The 16322-nt window shown below is 70.9% G+C and carries 13 protein-coding genes; 4 read left to right on the top strand and 9 right to left on the bottom strand.

Going from position 1 to position 16322, the window contains the following annotated elements; translation table 11 throughout:
- Nucleotides 1–42: 42 nt before the first annotated feature.
- Nucleotides 43–816, top strand: coding sequence for an SDR family NAD(P)-dependent oxidoreductase (locus tag FDA94_RS03095; protein WP_137245510.1), 774 nt, complete (start codon nucleotides 43–45; stop codon nucleotides 814–816).
- Here FDA94_RS03095 and FDA94_RS03100 read toward each other — a convergent pair.
- From FDA94_RS03100 to FDA94_RS03115, 4 genes are all read right to left on the bottom strand, one after another.
- Nucleotides 699–1253 (bottom strand): flavin reductase family protein, encoded by a 555-nt coding sequence (locus FDA94_RS03100; RefSeq protein ID WP_137245511.1) that lies wholly within the window; start codon nucleotides 1251–1253, stop codon nucleotides 699–701. The genes FDA94_RS03095 and FDA94_RS03100 overlap by 118 nt on opposite strands.
- On the bottom strand, nucleotides 1250–2473 hold the full coding sequence (locus tag FDA94_RS03105) for a styrene monooxygenase/indole monooxygenase family protein (protein WP_137245512.1): 1224 nt from the start codon (nucleotides 2471–2473) through the stop codon (nucleotides 1250–1252). The genes FDA94_RS03100 and FDA94_RS03105 overlap by 4 nt, the downstream gene beginning before the upstream one ends.
- Before the next feature lie 101 nt (nucleotides 2474–2574).
- A complete protein-coding gene (locus FDA94_RS03110) occupies nucleotides 2575–3558 on the bottom strand; it encodes an AraC family transcriptional regulator (RefSeq protein WP_246059485.1) in 984 nt (327 codons plus the stop codon).
- Between the two features lie 79 nt (nucleotides 3559–3637).
- Nucleotides 3638–4261: a tetratricopeptide repeat protein gene (locus FDA94_RS03115; RefSeq protein WP_137245514.1), complete on the bottom strand. Its 624-nt coding sequence runs from the start codon at nucleotides 4259–4261 to the stop codon at nucleotides 3638–3640.
- Nucleotides 4262–4293: 32 nt separating this feature from the next.
- Between FDA94_RS03115 and FDA94_RS03120 the strand changes: the two genes are divergently transcribed.
- Entirely contained in the window at nucleotides 4294–4713 is a 420-nt protein-coding gene (locus FDA94_RS03120; RefSeq protein ID WP_170990763.1) for a DUF1877 family protein, read from the top strand.
- Here FDA94_RS03120 and FDA94_RS03125 read toward each other — a convergent pair.
- The gene (locus tag FDA94_RS03125) at nucleotides 4641–7478 is read right to left on the bottom strand and encodes an AfsR/SARP family transcriptional regulator (protein WP_137245516.1); all 2838 of its coding nucleotides are present in this window, start codon (nucleotides 7476–7478) and stop codon (nucleotides 4641–4643) included. The two genes, FDA94_RS03120 and FDA94_RS03125, sit on opposite strands and share 73 nt — an antisense overlap.
- A 50-nt stretch (nucleotides 7479–7528) precedes the next feature.
- A complete protein-coding gene (locus FDA94_RS03130; RefSeq protein WP_137245517.1) occupies nucleotides 7529–8053 on the bottom strand; it encodes a TetR/AcrR family transcriptional regulator in 525 nt (174 codons plus the stop codon).
- 68 nt (nucleotides 8054–8121) lie between these two features.
- Between FDA94_RS03130 and FDA94_RS03135 the strand changes: the two genes are divergently transcribed.
- Nucleotides 8122–9306 carry an FAD-dependent monooxygenase gene (locus FDA94_RS03135; RefSeq protein WP_137245518.1) on the top strand — a complete coding sequence of 395 codons (1185 nt, stop codon included), beginning with the start codon at nucleotides 8122–8124 and terminating at the stop codon, nucleotides 9304–9306.
- Here the strand turns inward: FDA94_RS03135 and FDA94_RS03140 are convergent.
- From FDA94_RS03140 to FDA94_RS03150, 3 genes are all read right to left on the bottom strand, one after another.
- A complete protein-coding gene (locus FDA94_RS03140) occupies nucleotides 9303–9869 on the bottom strand; it encodes a hypothetical protein (protein WP_212735166.1) in 567 nt (188 codons plus the stop codon). The two genes, FDA94_RS03135 and FDA94_RS03140, sit on opposite strands and share 4 nt — an antisense overlap.
- 301 nt (nucleotides 9870–10170) lie before the next feature.
- Entirely contained in the window at nucleotides 10171–10506 is a 336-nt protein-coding gene (locus FDA94_RS38975; protein WP_170990764.1) for a DUF6247 family protein, read from the bottom strand.
- A 114-nt stretch (nucleotides 10507–10620) separates the two neighbouring features.
- Nucleotides 10621–13353 (bottom strand): glycosyl hydrolase family 95 catalytic domain-containing protein, encoded by a 2733-nt coding sequence (locus FDA94_RS03150; RefSeq protein WP_137245520.1) that lies wholly within the window; start codon nucleotides 13351–13353, stop codon nucleotides 10621–10623.
- A gap of 325 nt (nucleotides 13354–13678) precedes the next feature.
- Between FDA94_RS03150 and FDA94_RS03155 the strand changes: the two genes are divergently transcribed.
- Nucleotides 13679–16291, top strand: a complete 2613-nt coding sequence (locus FDA94_RS03155) for a glycoside hydrolase family 3 protein (RefSeq protein WP_137245521.1) — start codon at nucleotides 13679–13681, stop codon at nucleotides 16289–16291.
- The last annotated feature ends 31 nt before the right edge of the window (nucleotides 16292–16322 follow it).

The following is a 16322-nucleotide window of genomic DNA, read 5'->3' on the forward strand; positions in this document are numbered from 1 at the left end:
ACGCACTGTTGATCTTCCGCGCCCGTCGGCACGCTGGATCTCATGACCCACACGTTCCACGGCAAGATCGCGCTCATCACCGGCGGCACCAGCGGCATCGGCCTGGCGACGGCCGAGAGGCTGCTGGCCGGCGGCGCCCACGTGGTCGTCACCGGCCGCGACAAGACCCGGCTGGGCGCCGCGGTCGAGCACCTCGACGGCGGCGACCGCGTCCTGCCCGTGCCCGGCGACGCCGCGAGCCTGCCCGACCTCGACCGGCTGACGACCGCGATCGCGAGCCGGTTCGGCCGCCTCGACGTCGTCTTCGCCAACGCGGGCACCGCCGTGTTCCAGCCGCTCGGCGAGGTCACCGAGGCCGGCTTCGACCACGTCATGGCGACCAACGTCAAAGGCGTCTTCTTCACGATCCAGAAGACCCTCCCCCTGCTGGCCGACGGCGGGTCGATCGTGGTGAACGCCTCCTGGGCGCTGCACCGGGGCCTGTCGGGCGCCGCCCTGTACGCCGCCTCGAAGGCCGCCGTCCACAACCTGACCCACACCCTCGCGGCCGAGCTGGGCCCGAGGGGCATCCGGGTCAACTCGGTGAGCCCCGGCTACATCGAGACCCCGATGTTCCACGAGCACATCTCCGCCGAAGCCGCGGCCGTGGCCTTGGCCTCGGTGGCCACCGGCCGGCTCGGCACCGCGGCCGACGTCGCCTACGCGGTCGCCTTCCTGGCCTCCGACGCCGCGTCGTACGTCACCGGGCAGGACCTGATCATCGACGGCGGCCTGGTCGCCGCCATCCCGGCGTCGGGCCGCCCGAACTCCCGGTAGCGGCCGGAGTGGAAGACGAGCGGCTCCCCTTCGGTCCGCCGGTAGTCCTCCACCGCCCCGACGAAGATGTGGTGGTCGCCGCCGTCGTGGACGTGTTCGGTCCGGCAGACGAAGGTGGCCAGCGTCCCGGCGAGGATCGGCAGGGGAGCGCCGAGCAGGTCCACCCCGGCGAACTTGTCGGCCGAGGGGGTGGCGAACCGCCTCGACAGGTGGTCCTGGCCGGCGGCCAGGACGTTGACGGCGAACCGCCCGGCCCGCAGGAAGACCGGCGCGCTGGGGGCCCGGTTCGACAGGCACCAGAGCACCAGCGGCGGATCGAGCGAGACCGAGGTGAAGGAGTTGACGGTCACCCCGGCCCGCTCGCCCTCGTCGGTCGCCGTCGTGATCACCGCCACCCCGGTCGCGAACTGGCCCAGGGCCTCACGGAGCGATCTCATGCGGCGACCCTCCTCAGGTAGGCCTCGGCCCGGTCGGCGTCCATGAACCACTCGGCGTAGTCGGAGGGGTCGTCGAAGCCGTTGACGAACCGGTGGGCGACCTCGGGGTGCTGCCCGGCCGCGCCCAGCAGCGCCAGGTGGTGGGGTTCGGCCGGCGCAAGCAGGGCGTTGGTCCAGCCGGTGACGTGCTGCGCCTGGGTCCAGAAGCGGTCGAAGGTCTCCTGCATCCACTCGGCGTCGAACGGCTGCGACCCCCGTTCCACGATGGCCCGCAGGTAGACGGCGGCGCACTTGGCGGCGTTGTTGCTGCCCTGTCCGGTGATCGGGTCGTTGAGCACCACGACGTCGGCGACGCCGAGGATCGGCGCTCCGGAGGGCAGCACGGCGACGGGCCGGCGGACCGTGGGGGCGAAGCGGCCGGTCAGGGTCGCGTTGTCGTCGGTGAGCTCGATCGCGGCGCAGCGCTCGGCCTCCCACGGGAAGAAGGTCTCCAGGATCTGGCGGCCGCGCGCCAGGTGCTCGGCGGGGCCGCGCACGTCGCCCCAGCAGTCCATGGGACCGCCGGGCACGCCCTCGAAGACCATGATCTCGCAGGGGCCGGTGTGCGTGAGGGCGGGGAAGACGAAGTACTCGCCGACGCCCGGGAGCAGGTTGAAGCAGACCGCCGAGTGGTCGGGGCGGGGGGTCAGGCCGTTGACGTAGGTGACCGCGAGGGCGCGCTGCGGCGTGGTGTACGGCGAGCGGGCGGGGTCGCGCTCGAAGAGCGAGGCGATCTGTCCCTTCCCGGCGGCGACGAGGACCAGGTCGTAGCGGGCGGCGTAGGTCTCCAGGTCTTCGGGGGAGGCGTCGTGCAGGACGAGCTTCCCGCCGAGCCGCTCGAACTCGCCCAGCCAGGCGGGCATCTTCAGCCGCTGGTCGACCGAGCGGGCCGGGACGTCGAGCCGTCCGGCCCAGTCGAGTAACTTGCCGCCCTCCGGGCTCGGGACGGTGAGCGCGATGCCCTCGATGGGCGGGCACACGTCGGCCCACCAGTCGAGGCCGAGTTCGCGCTCATGGGACAGCGCGGTGCCGAACATGCACTGGCCGGACATGACCCGGCCGTCGCGGATGTCCTCGGGGGTGCGGTTGGAGATCACGGTGACGTCGTAGCCCTGCTGGAGCAGGCCGACGGCCAGGTGGAGGCCGGCCTGACCGGCGCCGACGATGAGGATGTCCCGCATGGTGGTGTGTCCCTTCGGTGTCAGGAGTGGAGTTTCGATCGGCGCCTGACAAGAACGGTACGTTCGGCCCAACCACTCGGGCCATCCGCTGAGCGCGGATCTCATCCACCTGACGCGGGCCCTCTCCGCAGCGTCTCCGACGGCGGCAGCCCGTACCGTTCGCGGTACTGGGCGGCGAACCGTCCCTGGTGCAGGAAGCCCCATCGGGCGGCCACCGTGGTCACCGTCGCCCGCGCGGGATCGGCGGCCTTGAGCTCCTCGTGCACGCGCGTCATCCGCACCCGCCGGAGGTAGGCCATCGGGGTCAGCCCGAGGTGCGCGCGGAACCCCTCCTGGAGGGAGCGTCCGCTGACCGCGACGGCCCCGGCGATGTCGGCGGTGGTCAGCGGGAGGTGCGCGTGCCCTTCGACGAACTCCATCGCCCGGCGCACCACCTTCGGCAGTGCGGCCTGCCTGGGCGCCGTCAGCCGCTCCTGGTAGTTGGACGGCTGCATGGTCAGCAACAGGCTGACCAGGGCGTTCTCCAGATGGGCGATGGCCAGCGGATGGCCGCCCAGGCCGTCGTCGCGCTCGCCCTCCCGGACGAGCAGGTCGGCCATGTCCCGCCACGACCGGGTCCAGCCGGTCGTCAGGTCCATGCCGAGGTCGAAGACGAGGGGCTCGCCGACCGGCTCGCCGAGCATCTGCTCCAGCGACCGCTCGACGGAGGCCCGCTCGAACTTGATCACCAGCTGGGGGCAGCCGGCGGCCCAGCGCATGTCGAGGTGGCGGGTCGGCGAGGGCAGCGCGGCCAGCGACGTGGTCGAGACGATCTCCTCGCTCCCGGCCCGGATCAGGCTCTGCCCGTCGAGCGGGATCATGACGAGGAAGAAGGTGCCGAGCTCGCCCGGCTCGATGTGGACGTCGCCCCCGTAGTCGAGGTAGCTGACGCGGACCGACCCCAGCTGGACGGAGTTGAACCGGGCCGACAGCAGGTTCGCATGCCCGGCAAGGTCCAGCCGGTGGGGGCAGAACACCTTGGCGACCTCGCCGCGGACTTCGTCGAGGTCGGAGCTGGCGAAGACGGCACGATTGCTGAGGAGCACACCAGATGATCGGTCCTCTCCGGCGTGTCGTTCCATGGAAAAAGACGCATTGTGGCCGGAGCGCTAGATGGGCGCGCGGTCACGACTCCGGCGGAGTGGTGAACTCGTCGGCCCACTGGAGCACGCGGCGGGCGCCGGCCCGCTCCGCCGTCTCTCTGGCCTCGGCGATCAGGTCGGCCGCGTCGTCGGTCCGTCCTTCGTCGCGGGCCAGGTAGGCCAGTCCGACCAGGTTCGCCGCCACCCCGGGGAGGAAACCGAGTTCGCGCCGCAGCCGGGTCGACTCCTCCAGCAGCTCCCGGGCCTCCGGGGTGCCCTTGGAGGCGAAGGCCAGGTGCCGCAGCGTGTACGCCAGCGTCTCGCGGTCGCCCGCGTCGGTCGCCAGGTCGCGGGCGCGCTCGAAGAAGGGCCGGGCCACGTCGTCCTCGCCCGCCACGACCTGGTGGTAGATGCCGACCCAGAACAGCGCCTCGGCCTCGCCCCGCGTGTCGCCCAGGGAGTTGTAGAGGTCGACGGCCCGCTCGAACGCGGTGACGTCGCCGTCGCCCTCGCCGGAGAGGTAGCGGGCGTGGGTGACCCGGCCCCGGGCGAGCATGAGGTCGGCCTCCAGGCTGTCGAGGGCCAGGTCGGCCATGTCGAGGGCGCCTTCGGTCCCGATGAAGACGGCCTGCTCGTACAGTGTCTTGGCGTTCTCGATACGTCCCATTCGCCGACCCTACGCCCGGGAGCATGAACCGCATGGGAATCACGTGCCTCTACCTCAACGTGCGGCCCGAGGAGATCGAACCCCTCCTCAAGCACCCCCAGCGGATCGACGAGCTCATGGAGGACGTCGAGCGCGGCCTGAACATCGACAAGGCGTGGGACGGGCTGGCCGCCCTCCTCAAGGACCTGCCGATCGACGTGGTCTTCGGCGGCACGCCGCTGGAGACCGGCCACGAGTTCGCCTACGGGCAGCCGCGCTACCTGTCTCCCGAGCAGGTCATGATCGCGGCCGAGTCGCTCCCCGGCGTGCTGCGCTACGACGGCCCGGCGATGACCGGCGTCTACCCGGGCGTCGACGACGAGGAGTACTATCGCCGCCACTACGCCGGGCTCTGGGACTTCCTGTCCGCCTGCGCCAAGAACGGCGACGCCGTCGTGGTCACACTGCTGTGAAGCCGGTCGACGGTGAAGCGGTGGATGTCCTCGATCGGCTCACCGGGCGGCGCGCCCGTCGTGCGGGCCCGGAGTTCGCGGAGGCGGTCGGCGTCGGCGCCGTACAGGGGGGTGGCGCCCTTCTGGGCGGCGACGGCGTCGAGGACGGCCAGCGCCGACGTGAGGTCGCCGCACTGGGCGAGGAGGAACGCCGCGCCCCGGATCGTGGCCCACTGCTGGAGGCGGTTGCCGTGGCGTTCCCAGTGGGTGATGACCTCGACGTAGAGGTCGGCGGCCTCGGCCGGGTCGCCGTGGCGGGCGGTCACCGACGCCAGGGAGGTCAGCGCGACGCCCTCGCAGTAGCGGTCGCCCGTGGCGACGGCCTGTGACCTGGCCTCGGCGAGCAGGTGCCCGGCCCGGCCGGGGTCGGTGTCGAGGAGGGACTCGCCCAGGACGTACAGGGCCCAGCCCCTGACCACCGGAGACCGGGACAGGTCGAGCATCGCGGTGGCGTCGGCGACCGCCTTCTCGGGCCGGCCGCCGTAGGCGGAGACCAGCACCAGCGTGGCGCGGACGTAGCCGGCCCGCAGGTCGTCGTCGGCCGCCTCGGCCCAGCGCAGCACGTCGGTGCCGAGCCGCCGTGCCTCGTCGAGGTCGCCGCTCAGCAGGGCCAGTTCGGCCTGCACGAAGACGGCGAACCGGCGGAACGGGTCGTCGGGGCCGAGCAGGCGCAGCGACAGGCCGGCCAGCCGCCGGGCCTCCTCGTAGTCGCTGCGGAACCGGGCGCAGCCCGCGGCCACGCCCAGGGCGAGGGCGGCGAGGGGTTCGTCGTCGGGGTGGCCGGTCTCCGACCAGCGGCGGGCCGCCGCCTTGGCCCAGTCTTCGAGCTCGGCCGGCATGCGCATCTCGGCCCAGTCGGCCAGTTCGCCGATCAGCCACAGGTCGAGCGTCAGGTCGTGGTCGAGCGCCCACAGGTGGGCCGCGCGGATGTCACCGAACCGCCGGTCGACCTCGGCCACCCACGCGCCGTCGATCCGCTCGGCGCCGCGCTGCACCAGTTCCAATAGGTCCCGCGCGTGCGCCTGCCTGACGTCCGCCTCCTCGCCGCTCTCGGCGAGCCGGTCGCGCGCGAACGCGCGCAAAGTCTCCAGCATCGTGTACGCCGTCACGTCGCCCCCCGCGACCGCCACGACCATCGACCGGTCGACCAGGTCGCCGATCCGGTCGAGCGCGGCCACCGGGTCGAGCCCGCAGACCCGGGCCGCGTCGTGGGCGGTGAACACGCCGGGGAAGACCGACAGCCGGGCGAACAGCCGCCGGTCGTCGTCGTCGAGGAGGCGGTAGGACCAGTCGATGACCGCGTCGAGCGTCCGGTGCCGGTCGGCCGCCTGACGGTAGGAGCTGCGCAGCAGGCCGCCCGACGACAGGATCTCGGCCGGGCTCATCACCCGCAGCCGCCCGGCCGCCAGCTCGATGGCCAGCGGGATCCCGTCGAGCCGGCGGCAGAGCTCCTCGGCCGCGTCGCCGGCGACGTCGACCCCGGGCGCCAGCGCCGCCGCCCGCAGCCGGAACAGCTCGACCGCCTCCGCGCCGAGCGGCGGGACGGGCACGATCTGCTCGACCGGCAGGCCGAGCGGAAGACGCGAGGTGGCGAGGATCCGTACGGCCGGGCACGACGCCGTGATCGCCTGGGCGGCCGTGGCGGCCGACTCGACGACGTGCTCGCAGTTGTCCAGCACGAGCAGGGTCTCGCGCGAGCGCAGGTAGTCGACCAGCCGGTCGAGCGGCGCCGACCCGTCGACCAGATGGACGCCGAGCGCGGTCAGCATCGCCCCGGCGACCTCGGCCCCGGCGGGCAGCGACGACAGGTCGACCAGCGGGCCGCCCTCGGAGACCTCCGTCGCGAGCCGGGTCTTGCCGACGCCGCCGGGCCCGGTCAGCGTCACGACCCGCGCCCGGCCCAGCCGAGTCCGCAGGTCGGCGAGCAGATGGTCGCGTCCGACCAGGGAGGTGGGGGCGGGTTCGGCGGGTTCACGCGGGTGCAGCGCGGGGTCGTGCCGAAGGATGCGGGTCTCCAGGTCGCGCAGCGCCTGCTGCGGTTCCAGGCCGAGCTCCTCGTCGAGCATCGTCCGGTAGGCCCGGTATGCGCCCAGCGCTTCGACCTGCCGTCCGAGCCGGTAGAGGGCGAGCATGAGCTGGCCCCGGGACCGTTCCCGCATCGGCGACTCGGCGATCACTCTGTCGAGCGTGGCGAGCGCATCTTCGGGCCGGTTCAGCCGCAGCGCGGCCTCGGCGCGATCTTCCCAGGCCGACAGCCGCAGCTCGGTCAGCCGGGCGACCTCGGCCATCGCGAACTCCTCGTGGGCGTACTCGGCGTACGCGCCGCCGCGCCACAGCGCCAGCCCCTCGTCGAGCAGCGCGAGCGCCTCGCGCGGCCGGGTCGTGAGGAGCCCGCGCCCGCGTTCGGCCAGGTCTTCGAAGGCGGTGACGTCGAACCAGGCGGGGTCGAAGGCGAGGGCGTAGCCGGGGTGGCGGGTGTGCAGCACGTCGTCCAGACCGGCGGCGCGCAGCTGGGTGCGCAGCCGCGAGACGACCGTCTGGAGCGCCGCGTCGGCCCGCGACGGCGGGGAGCCCTGCCAGACGATGTCGGCGAGGGTGTCGGCGGCGACCACGCCGGGGGAGCGGACCAGCAGCGCGGCCAGCAGCCGCCTGGGGTTGCCCGACCGGGTCAGCGCCTCGGCGCCGGGCACGTCCAGCGGCCCGAGGGCCCTGATGCGTAGTGTCACGGCGACTCCCGGCGCTGGATCTTCCGGAACGAACTATAAGTCGGAGATGTTCACCCGCGCAGCGCCATCACCGCCGCCGCGACGGCGGCCTGCCTGACCTGCTCGTATGGCTCCCGCGCGAACTGCACCACCGTGTCGGACAGCCCGCCGACGGCGACCGTGGCCCGCACCCGCGCGCCGAGCGAGGGTTCGCCTCCCGTCAGGAGCGAGGTGAGCTCTTCGCGAAAGGCCAGCATGCGGGGGATGAGGTCGAGTTCGTGCAGCACGGCCAGGTCGGAGATGATCATCACCAGCACGTCGCGCCGCTGCCAGGCCAGGTCGAAGTAGGCCCCCAGCAGTTCCTCCTGCGCGGACTCCGACTGTGTGGCGAGGAAGGCCTCCAGCTCCTCGATCAGCGGCATGACGATCGTGCGCAGCAGGTCGTCGCGCGAGGAGAAGTGGTAGTAGAGCGCCGGTTTGGTGATCCCGAGCCGGTCGGCGATGTGCTGGAGGCTGGTGTCGCGCACCCCCTTCTCCAGGAAGAGCTCCCGGGCGGTGGCCAGGATGCGGTCGCGGGTGTCGGTCGGCCTCGCCATGGAACTCACCCTGGCTTACCATCCGTTAAGTAAGCAACTTACCGACTGTTAAGTAAGGAGCTTCTCGGATGCGGATTCTGATCTCCGGCGCGAGCGTCGCGGGCCCGCTCGCCGCCTACTGGCTCGCCCGGTACGGCCACGCCGTCACCGTCGTCGAAAAGGCCCCCCAACTGCGCAAAGCCGGGGGACACGCGGTCGACCTGTTCCGTCCCGCACTGGAGATCGCCCGCCGCATGGGCGTGTACGACCAGATCAGGGCCCGCCGCACCCGCGTCGAACTCCTGTCGTTCCGCCGCCCCGCCGACACCCGCCCGGCCGAGATCCGCATCGGCGCGCTGATGGCGCGATCGGCGGGCGACCACGTCGAGATCATGCGCGACGACCTCAGCGAGATCCTCTACGAAGCGAGCCGCGACCACGTCGACTACGTCTTCGGCGACTCGATCGCGGCCGTCGACGACCGCGTGGTGAGCTTCGAGAACGGCCCTCCCCGGGAGTTCGACCTGGTGATCGGCGCCGACGGGCTGCACTCCAACGTCCGCCGCCTGACCTTCGGCCCCGAGTCCGACTACGCGACCTGGATCGGCGCCTACCTCGCCGTGCTGACCCTGACCGACCACCCCGGCCCGCCCGGCCGGGTCGACGGGATCGTCGCGGTGAACCGGATGGCGATGATCTACCACGACCACGCGAACGCGCGCGGCTTCTTCATGTTCCGCCCCCCGGCCCGGCTCGACTACCACCACCGCGACGTGCCGAAGCAGAAGACCCTGGTCAAGGAGCACTTCGGCGACCTCGGCGGCGAGGCGGCCTGGCTGCTCGACCGCCTCGACGCCACCCCCGCCTTCTACTTCGACTCGGTGACCCAATTACGCATGGACACCTGGTCGAAGGGCCGGGTCACCCTGGTCGGCGACGCCGGCTACTGCCCCGGCCCGGCCGTGGGCGGCAGCACCAGCCTGGCCATGGTCGGGGCCTACGTCCTGGCCGGCGAACTGTCGCGCTTCCCCGACCACACCCACGCCTTCGCCTCCTACGAGCGGGAGCTCGCGGGCTACGTACAGAAGAGCAGGGCCTTCGCGATCGGCGCGGCCAAGCGGCTGGTGCCCGGGAGCGAACGGGCCCTGCGCAATCTCCTGTACGGAACGCGCCTGCTCAACCGCCTCCCCGCTCCGGCGGTCCGGCTCGTGACGGCGTCGAGCGTGGGCCTGCGGTTGCACACTTCGTTCCGGCTCAAGGACTACCCCGGTTAGAACCGGCGGCACTGGTCTTCCTTGTCGCCCCCGGCCTTGTTGCCGCCGCCGGTCGGCCGGGGCGAGTTCTCCTTGCACTGGAGGTTGCCCTTGAGCTTGTTGTTCTTGATCTGCGCGCCGCCCTTGTTGCCCACGACCTGGATCGACCCGCCGACCCGGTTCGAGACGACCTTCAGGTAGCGCCGGTTGGCGTCGAGCTGGATGTCGGAGTCGATCCGCGACGACGTCACCGTGGCCGCCCCGCCCTGCTTGACCTGCACACTGCCCTTGACGTGCGAGCCGGCGAGCACGCTGACGGCCTTGGCGTTCTCACCCTGGACGTTGCCCTCGACCCTGACGCCCCGGGCGACCAGCGTGGCCCCGCGCTCGACCTTGAGCGTGCCCTTGACCCGCGTGCCGACCAGCGTGCACGTGGCCCCCGAGGGCACGCGCAGGTTGTCGACGGTCACGGCCCGCATGGTCTTCCGGCACGACCGCTCCTCGGCCACCGCCGGCGCCACCAGCCCGACACCGCCGAGCACCGCACCCAGCACGACCCCGCCCAGCAGAACCTTCGCGTTCACAGCAACCCCTCCCCATCGGCGACGGGCGCTCCGCCCGCCTGAGAAAGAGCTTCGGGGACAGGGGTGAGTACCCGATGAGCCGCCGATGAGCGGCCTCTCATCTAGGGGGAGCCGTACCAGACGATCGAAATGAGCTCCACGCGACGCCGATATTCGATGATCAAGTAGGTGATCAACCCCGCGCCACCGTCACCGAAAATGAGTGTGCGGACCGGCGTGTCGGGGCGCTCTTTGACGAAGGAGACGCGGGCAGTGCCGCGATCTGCTCTTCGACGTCCTTGCCCGTGCCGATGTCGTACATCTAGCGGGGAGGCTCCTGCCCGAGTTCGGCGGCGCGTTCGGCCAGAATCTCGCGCCAGGGGCGGCCGGATCCGGTCTCGCCCCGGTCGGCCGCCTCCTGGATCGCCGCGGCGCGGGTCAGGACGGCCTCGTATTCCCCGGTGGTCTTCATGAGCGCGATGTGCCACCAATGGGCCAGCACGTCGTTGACCGGGGTCAGGTCGAGTTCGTCGCTCGCTTGCGCCATCGCCCGCTGGAAGTCTGTATCGAATCGGGTGCGGTCGTCGCCGGGCAGGCAGGCCCGGATGTTGCGGGGGCTTCGGTCGGCCATCAGCGACTCCACCACGTGCACGGACACGGAAGACCTCCGGTGCAGAGATTCAGCTCACAACTGTAGATCCCGGCAGCGCAAGGACCGGTGCGGAAAAGGGAAAGCCCGGCGCCGTCGGCGCCGGGCTCCCTCAACCGCGTCTTACTGGGCGGGTGTGAACGTGTACGTCGCGCCCTTAGCGGCGTTGATCCGGAGCGTCGACTTCCCGGCGCCCACGTTGCTCGCCGTTCCGTCGTCGGCCGAGACGTTGACCTTCGTGCCCTGCCAGGGGTTCTTGACCTCGAAGACGCCGCCCTGCTCGCTCTTCACGGTGATGTACTCCACCGCGTCGCCGGTCCGGGCCGCGCTCACGACCAGGCCGCCCTTCTCGCGGAGGTTGTGGAAGGCGCCGCTCTTGCCGGCCGGCCACACCGGGAAGACCTGGACGAGGCCGTTCCAGCTCTGCAGCAGCAGGTTGTTCAGCGCCTCGATCGCGCCGGCCTTCTCCAGGCCGTGGTTGCCGTCGGCGATCCGCAGGTTGGCCATCGAGTGCTGGTTGATCTGCTGCTTCAGGCGGTCGATGATCGTCTGGCCCGGGTAGCCGACCCGGGCGGCCTGGGTGAAGATCTTCGGGAAGCTGTTGTCCTGGCCCCACGAGTTCATCGCGTTGATCGTGTCGATGGCCGTCTGCCGCTCCGCCGCCGGGGAGCCGATGCCGATCTGGCCGCCCGGGTGGACGAACTCCAGGTTGACCGTGTTGTCGCCGGGGCGGATCGCGCGGTCGTCGCTGATGGTGCCGGGCTCGCCGAGGGCGTACACCGTCTTGCCCTGGTAGGTCGTCGTGGGGATGGCGGGCAGGTTGCGGAGCATCTTGCCCCACACCCAGCGGTGGTCGGCGTCGAGGCCGAGCCTGGTGCTGGTGTCCTCCAGCGTGGTCAGCAGGAGCTTCAGCATGCCCAGGTCGGCGCTGGGGTTCTTGGCCCAGGTGATCTCGTGGGGGCCGCCCCAGAACGACAGCGCGCCGGTGGCCGGGTCTTCCTCCACCCAGTTCTCGAAGAACGCGGCGACCTCCTTCATGAAGGGGTAGCCGGTCTCGCGGAGCCACTGCTCGTCCTGGGTGTACTGCCAGTACTCGATGTGCTGGGTCACCGTGAACAGGGCGTTGGCCACCTGGTTGTGGTAGTTGTCGTCGCTCGTCGTGCCGAACGGGCTGATGCCGACCGGGAACAGCACGCCGCTCTTGACGCCGCCGCTCGGGAAGCGGGCGTCGACGTAGTCGGGCTTCACCCGGCGCAGGTCCTCGGCGGCCCGGCGGCGGGCTTCGGGCACGAAGGCGTCGACCGCGTCGAAGTAGGGCAGCGCCAGCTCCGGACGGTTGGAGCTGTAGACGCCGTAGTAGTTGGCCTGCCAGTTGTAGTTGAGGTGGAAGTCGCCGCCCCACTGCGGGAAGTCGGTGGTGGCCCAGATGCCGTACAGGCCCGAGGCGGTCTTGCCCTCGCGCAGCGAGCTGCCGAGGAAGTACAGCGAGCTGTAGTAGAAGCGCTCCAGCACGTCGTCGTCGAGGTCGACGTAGGAGCGCAGCCAGTAGTTCTTCCACCAGTCGAGGTGGGCGGCGTAGAGGTCGTCGACCGACGCGGCGGTCTGGGCCCCCGCCAGGGCGATCGCGGCCGGGCCGGGGTCGGCCGGGTTGACGCCGCCGCCCGCGACGGCGGTGACGACGTCGACGGTCTGGCCGGGGGCGAGCTCGAAGTCGACGCGGCCGTTCGAGACGGTCGGGTCGCCGCCGATCACCCTTGTCGCCAGCGACGCCCGCGAGACGCCGCGCGGGCTGGCCGGGGTCTGTCGGGTGGCCCACAGGGTGTCGCCCTGGACGCCGGAGGTCTGCACCATGCCGCCGCGCGCGTCGGGGGTGCCGACGACGGTCGAGGCGCGCAGCCGGACCGGCTTGTCGCCCTGCGAGGTGATGGAGGTGACGACCACGTTGCTGTCGGCGCCGGTGAAGGTCTTCATCGTCACGGGGACGCCGCCGAGCTGCATGGACGTGTCGACGTCGCCCTTGAGGAGGTTCTGCTCCTCCAGGAAGTTCCCGGTGGGCTGGGTGGGGCCCTCGGCGTCGTACAGCTCGAAGGCGCCGACGCGGGCGCGGGGGTTGTTGATCGAGTCGGCGGTGGTGCCCTGGGTCGGCTCGGTCAGGTTCAGGCGCAGGTAACGGGCGGTCACCGGGGCGAACGTGCGGTCGGTCGCGGCGGCCGTGTTGCCGGTGACGGTGTCGATCGTGTTCCAGCTCTGGCCGTCGGTGCTGGCTTCGAGCGTCCAGTTCTTGGCGTTGTTGGCGGCCTCGCCGGGGCGGGCGGCCTGGTCGTGCTTGAGGATGTAGCGGCGGAAGGTCTTCGCCGAGCCCAGGTCAAGGCGCAGCCACTGCGGCTTGCCCACATCGGAGACCCAGCCCTCGAAACCGGAGCCCCAGGCGCCCGAGACCGCGCGCGACGGCGGGAAGGACGGGTGGCTGCTGGACGCCGTCGCGGTCGACCCCAGGGCCAGGTTCGTGGCCGTGACCGTGGTGTCGGCCTGGATGGTCACGTTGCCGAGAGCCACCAGGGAGGGGCTGCCGGCGGACGTCCAGAAGTCGCCCTTGGAGATGTAGAAGGTCTTGCCGCCCTGGCTGCCGCCGGAGGTCACGCCGATGTCGCCGTTGCCGAGGAGGGCCGTGTCGGGCATGGTGCGGTTGACCGCGCCGGAGTAGTTCTGGTTCGTCCAGCGGCCCTTGACCGCGCCGACGAGCTGCTGGATCTCGGCCCACTGCTGGTCGGCGGCCGGGACCGCCGCGTTCGCGGGAAGGGCCGTCAGGAGAGAAGCGGCGACCGCCGCCGCCAGGATGCCTCGGGTAGTTCTCATGGGGGGTGCCTTTCTACCCCTGCCTGGGCAGGCTCCACCGGGCTGGTTGGACCGGTCGAGATAACGTTATCTCGAAACCATAGAGTGTTTCCCGCGTGTTTCTGAAGACATCCGCACATAACAGGTTCATCACGCGCCCCACCGGCGAAAACTTATGCCGATGTCAGCCCGACCTGCTGGAGAACGCTCTCCCGCTGACTTAATTCACATCATGGGATTTCCTTGATCAAGCCCGTGTGCTGCGACTTCTCTCTGAGAGAGCGCTCTTGTGAACATATTGACTCGGTCCAGTAACACGGTCAGGATTCGGCGTGTGCAGCCCTCCATGCGAAAGAGACGCTTCGCCGTCCTCAGTGGTTTGTCCCTGCTGTTAAGCGCCGTCGTCGCCTCACCGGGGCCCGCGACGGCCGCCGAACCCCCGGTCGCCGGTCCGCCCGTCCTCGAGAACGGGTGCGCGAAGATCGAGGACACCCTGCCGACCTACAGCGACTGGCCGAAGGTCGAGAGCAAGATCGAGAAAGACCCCGCCATCGAGCGGAAGGTCGCGCGCCTCGTCGCCGACATGACCCTGGCCGAGAAGGTCGGCCAGATGACCCAGCCCGAGATCAACGCGATCACCCCGGCCGAGGTGAAGCAGTACTTCATCGGGTCGGTCCTCAACGGCGGCGGCTCGTGGCCCGGCGGGAACAAGCACGCCACGGTCGACAGCTGGCTCGGCCTCGCCGACGCCTACTACGACGCCTCCGTGACGACCCGCACGAAGATCCCCGTGATCTGGGGCATCGACGCCGTCCACGGCAACAACAACGTCTACGGCGCGACGATCTTCCCCCACAACATCGGCCTGGGCGCCGCCGCCGACCCGTGCCTGATCCGCAAGATCAGCGAGGCCACGGCCGAGCAGCTCCGCGTGACCGGCCAGGACTGGGCCTTCGCGCCCACCCTCGCCGTCGTCCGCGACGACCGCTGGGGCCGCACCTACGAGGGCTACGCCGAAGACCCCAACCTCGCCCGCGCCTACGGATACGAGGCCGTCCAGGGCCTCCAGGACTCCAGCTGGCGTCGCATGGGCAACCGCGGCGTCATCGCCACCGCCAAGCACTTCATCGGCGACGGCGGCACCCGCAACGGTGTCGACCAGGGCGTCAACCCCTCCTCCGAGGCCGAGATGATCAACATCCACGGCCAGGGCTACTACGGCGCGCTCGCGGCCGGCGCCCAGTCGGTCATGGTGTCGTTCAACAGCTGGACCAACGAGGACCTCGGCATCAACGAGGGCAAGCTGCACGGCAGCAAGAAGGCCATCACCGACATCCTCAAGGGCAAGATGGGCTTCGACGGCCTGGTCGTGTCCGACTGGAACGGCATCGGCCAGGTGGCCGGCTGCACCAACGCGAGCTGCGCCCAGGCCATCAACGCCGGCATGGACATCGTGATGGTGCCGAACGAGTGGAAGGCGTTCATCGCCAACACGATCGCCCAGGTCGAGTCGGGCGAGATCGCCATGTCCCGCATCGACGACGCCGTCACCCGCATCCTGCGCGTCAAGTACCGCGCCGGCATCTTCGACGGCCGCCGTCCCTCCGACCGCGTGCTCGCCGGCGACGAGTCGCGCCTCCAGGACGCCAAGCTGGCCCGCGAGGCCGTGCGCAAGTCGCAGGTGCTGCTGAAGAACAACGGCAACGTGCTGCCGCTGGCGAAGAACGCGAAGGTCCTGGTCGTCGGCAAGAGCGCCGACAACCTGCAGAACCAGACCGGCGGCTGGTCGCTGACCTGGCAGGGCACCGGCAACACCAACGCCGACTTCCCCAACGGGACGACCATCCTCGCGGGCCTCCGCCAGGCCCTCGGCGCCGCCAACGTGACCTTCAGCGAGACCGCCGACGGGGTCGACCCGTCGCAGTTCGACGCCGTCGTCGCCGTCCTCGGCGAGACCCCCTACGCCGAAGGCGTCGGCGACCTGGCGCGGCGGACCCTCGAAGCGGCCAAGCTCTACCCCGGTGACCTGGCCGTCCTCGACAAGGTGGCCGGCAAGGGCGCCCCCGTGGTGACCGTCTACGTCACCGGCCGTCCCCTGTACGTCAACAAGGAGCTCAACCGCTCCGACGCCTTCGTCGCGGCCTGGCTCCCCGGCACCGAAGGAGGCGGCGTCGCCGACGTGCTGGTCGGGCGGCACGACTTCACCGGCAAGCTGTCCTACTCCTGGCCCAAGAGCGCCTGCCAGTCGCCGCTGAACCCCGGCGACCCCGGCTACGACCCGCTGTTCCCGGCCGGCTACGGCCTGGCGAAGGGGCAGACCGGTAGCGTCGGCACGCTCGACGAGACCTCCCACGAGTTCCCCTCGTGCACCTCCACGGGTGGCGGCGGCACCGCCACCGAGGACCTGGAGGTCTTCGTCCGGACCGACGTGCCGCCGTACAAGAGCTTCATCGGCTCCCCCGAGAACTGGGGCGGCACCGAGATCGGCCCCGACGGCGCCGCCGCCCACGCCAACATCAACACGACGCCCGCCGACGTGAACGTCCAGGGCGACGCGCTGAAGACGACCTGGGCCGGAACCGGCCCCGGACAGATCTACTACCAGAACCCCGCGGGCGGCACCGACCTGCGCGGATACCTGAACGCCAACGCCGCCCTGGTCTTCGACACCATCGTCCACTCCGCCCCTGCGGCCCGGACGGTGATCAGCGCCCACTGCGTCTACCCGTGCTTCGCCGAGGTGGTGGCGACGAACCTGTTCACCGGCCTGGCCGGCGACGGCAAGTCGACGGTGAAGATCCCGGTGTCGTGCTTCGCGAACGGCCTCGACTTCGAGAACGTGAACACGCCCTTCCTGGTCTACACGGAGGGGGCGTTCTCGGCCTCGTTCGCCAACGTGCGGTGGGTCCCGCAGGCGGCGGACGACCCGGACGCACTGGCGTGTTCTGACCTGACGTAGCCGAAGAAACGAGCCGGGCCGGTCGTCACGA

Origin of the sequence: Herbidospora galbida (assembly GCF_005233835.1) — a bacterium.
Taxonomy (GTDB): Bacteria; Actinomycetota; Actinomycetes; order Streptosporangiales; family Streptosporangiaceae; genus Herbidospora; species Herbidospora galbida.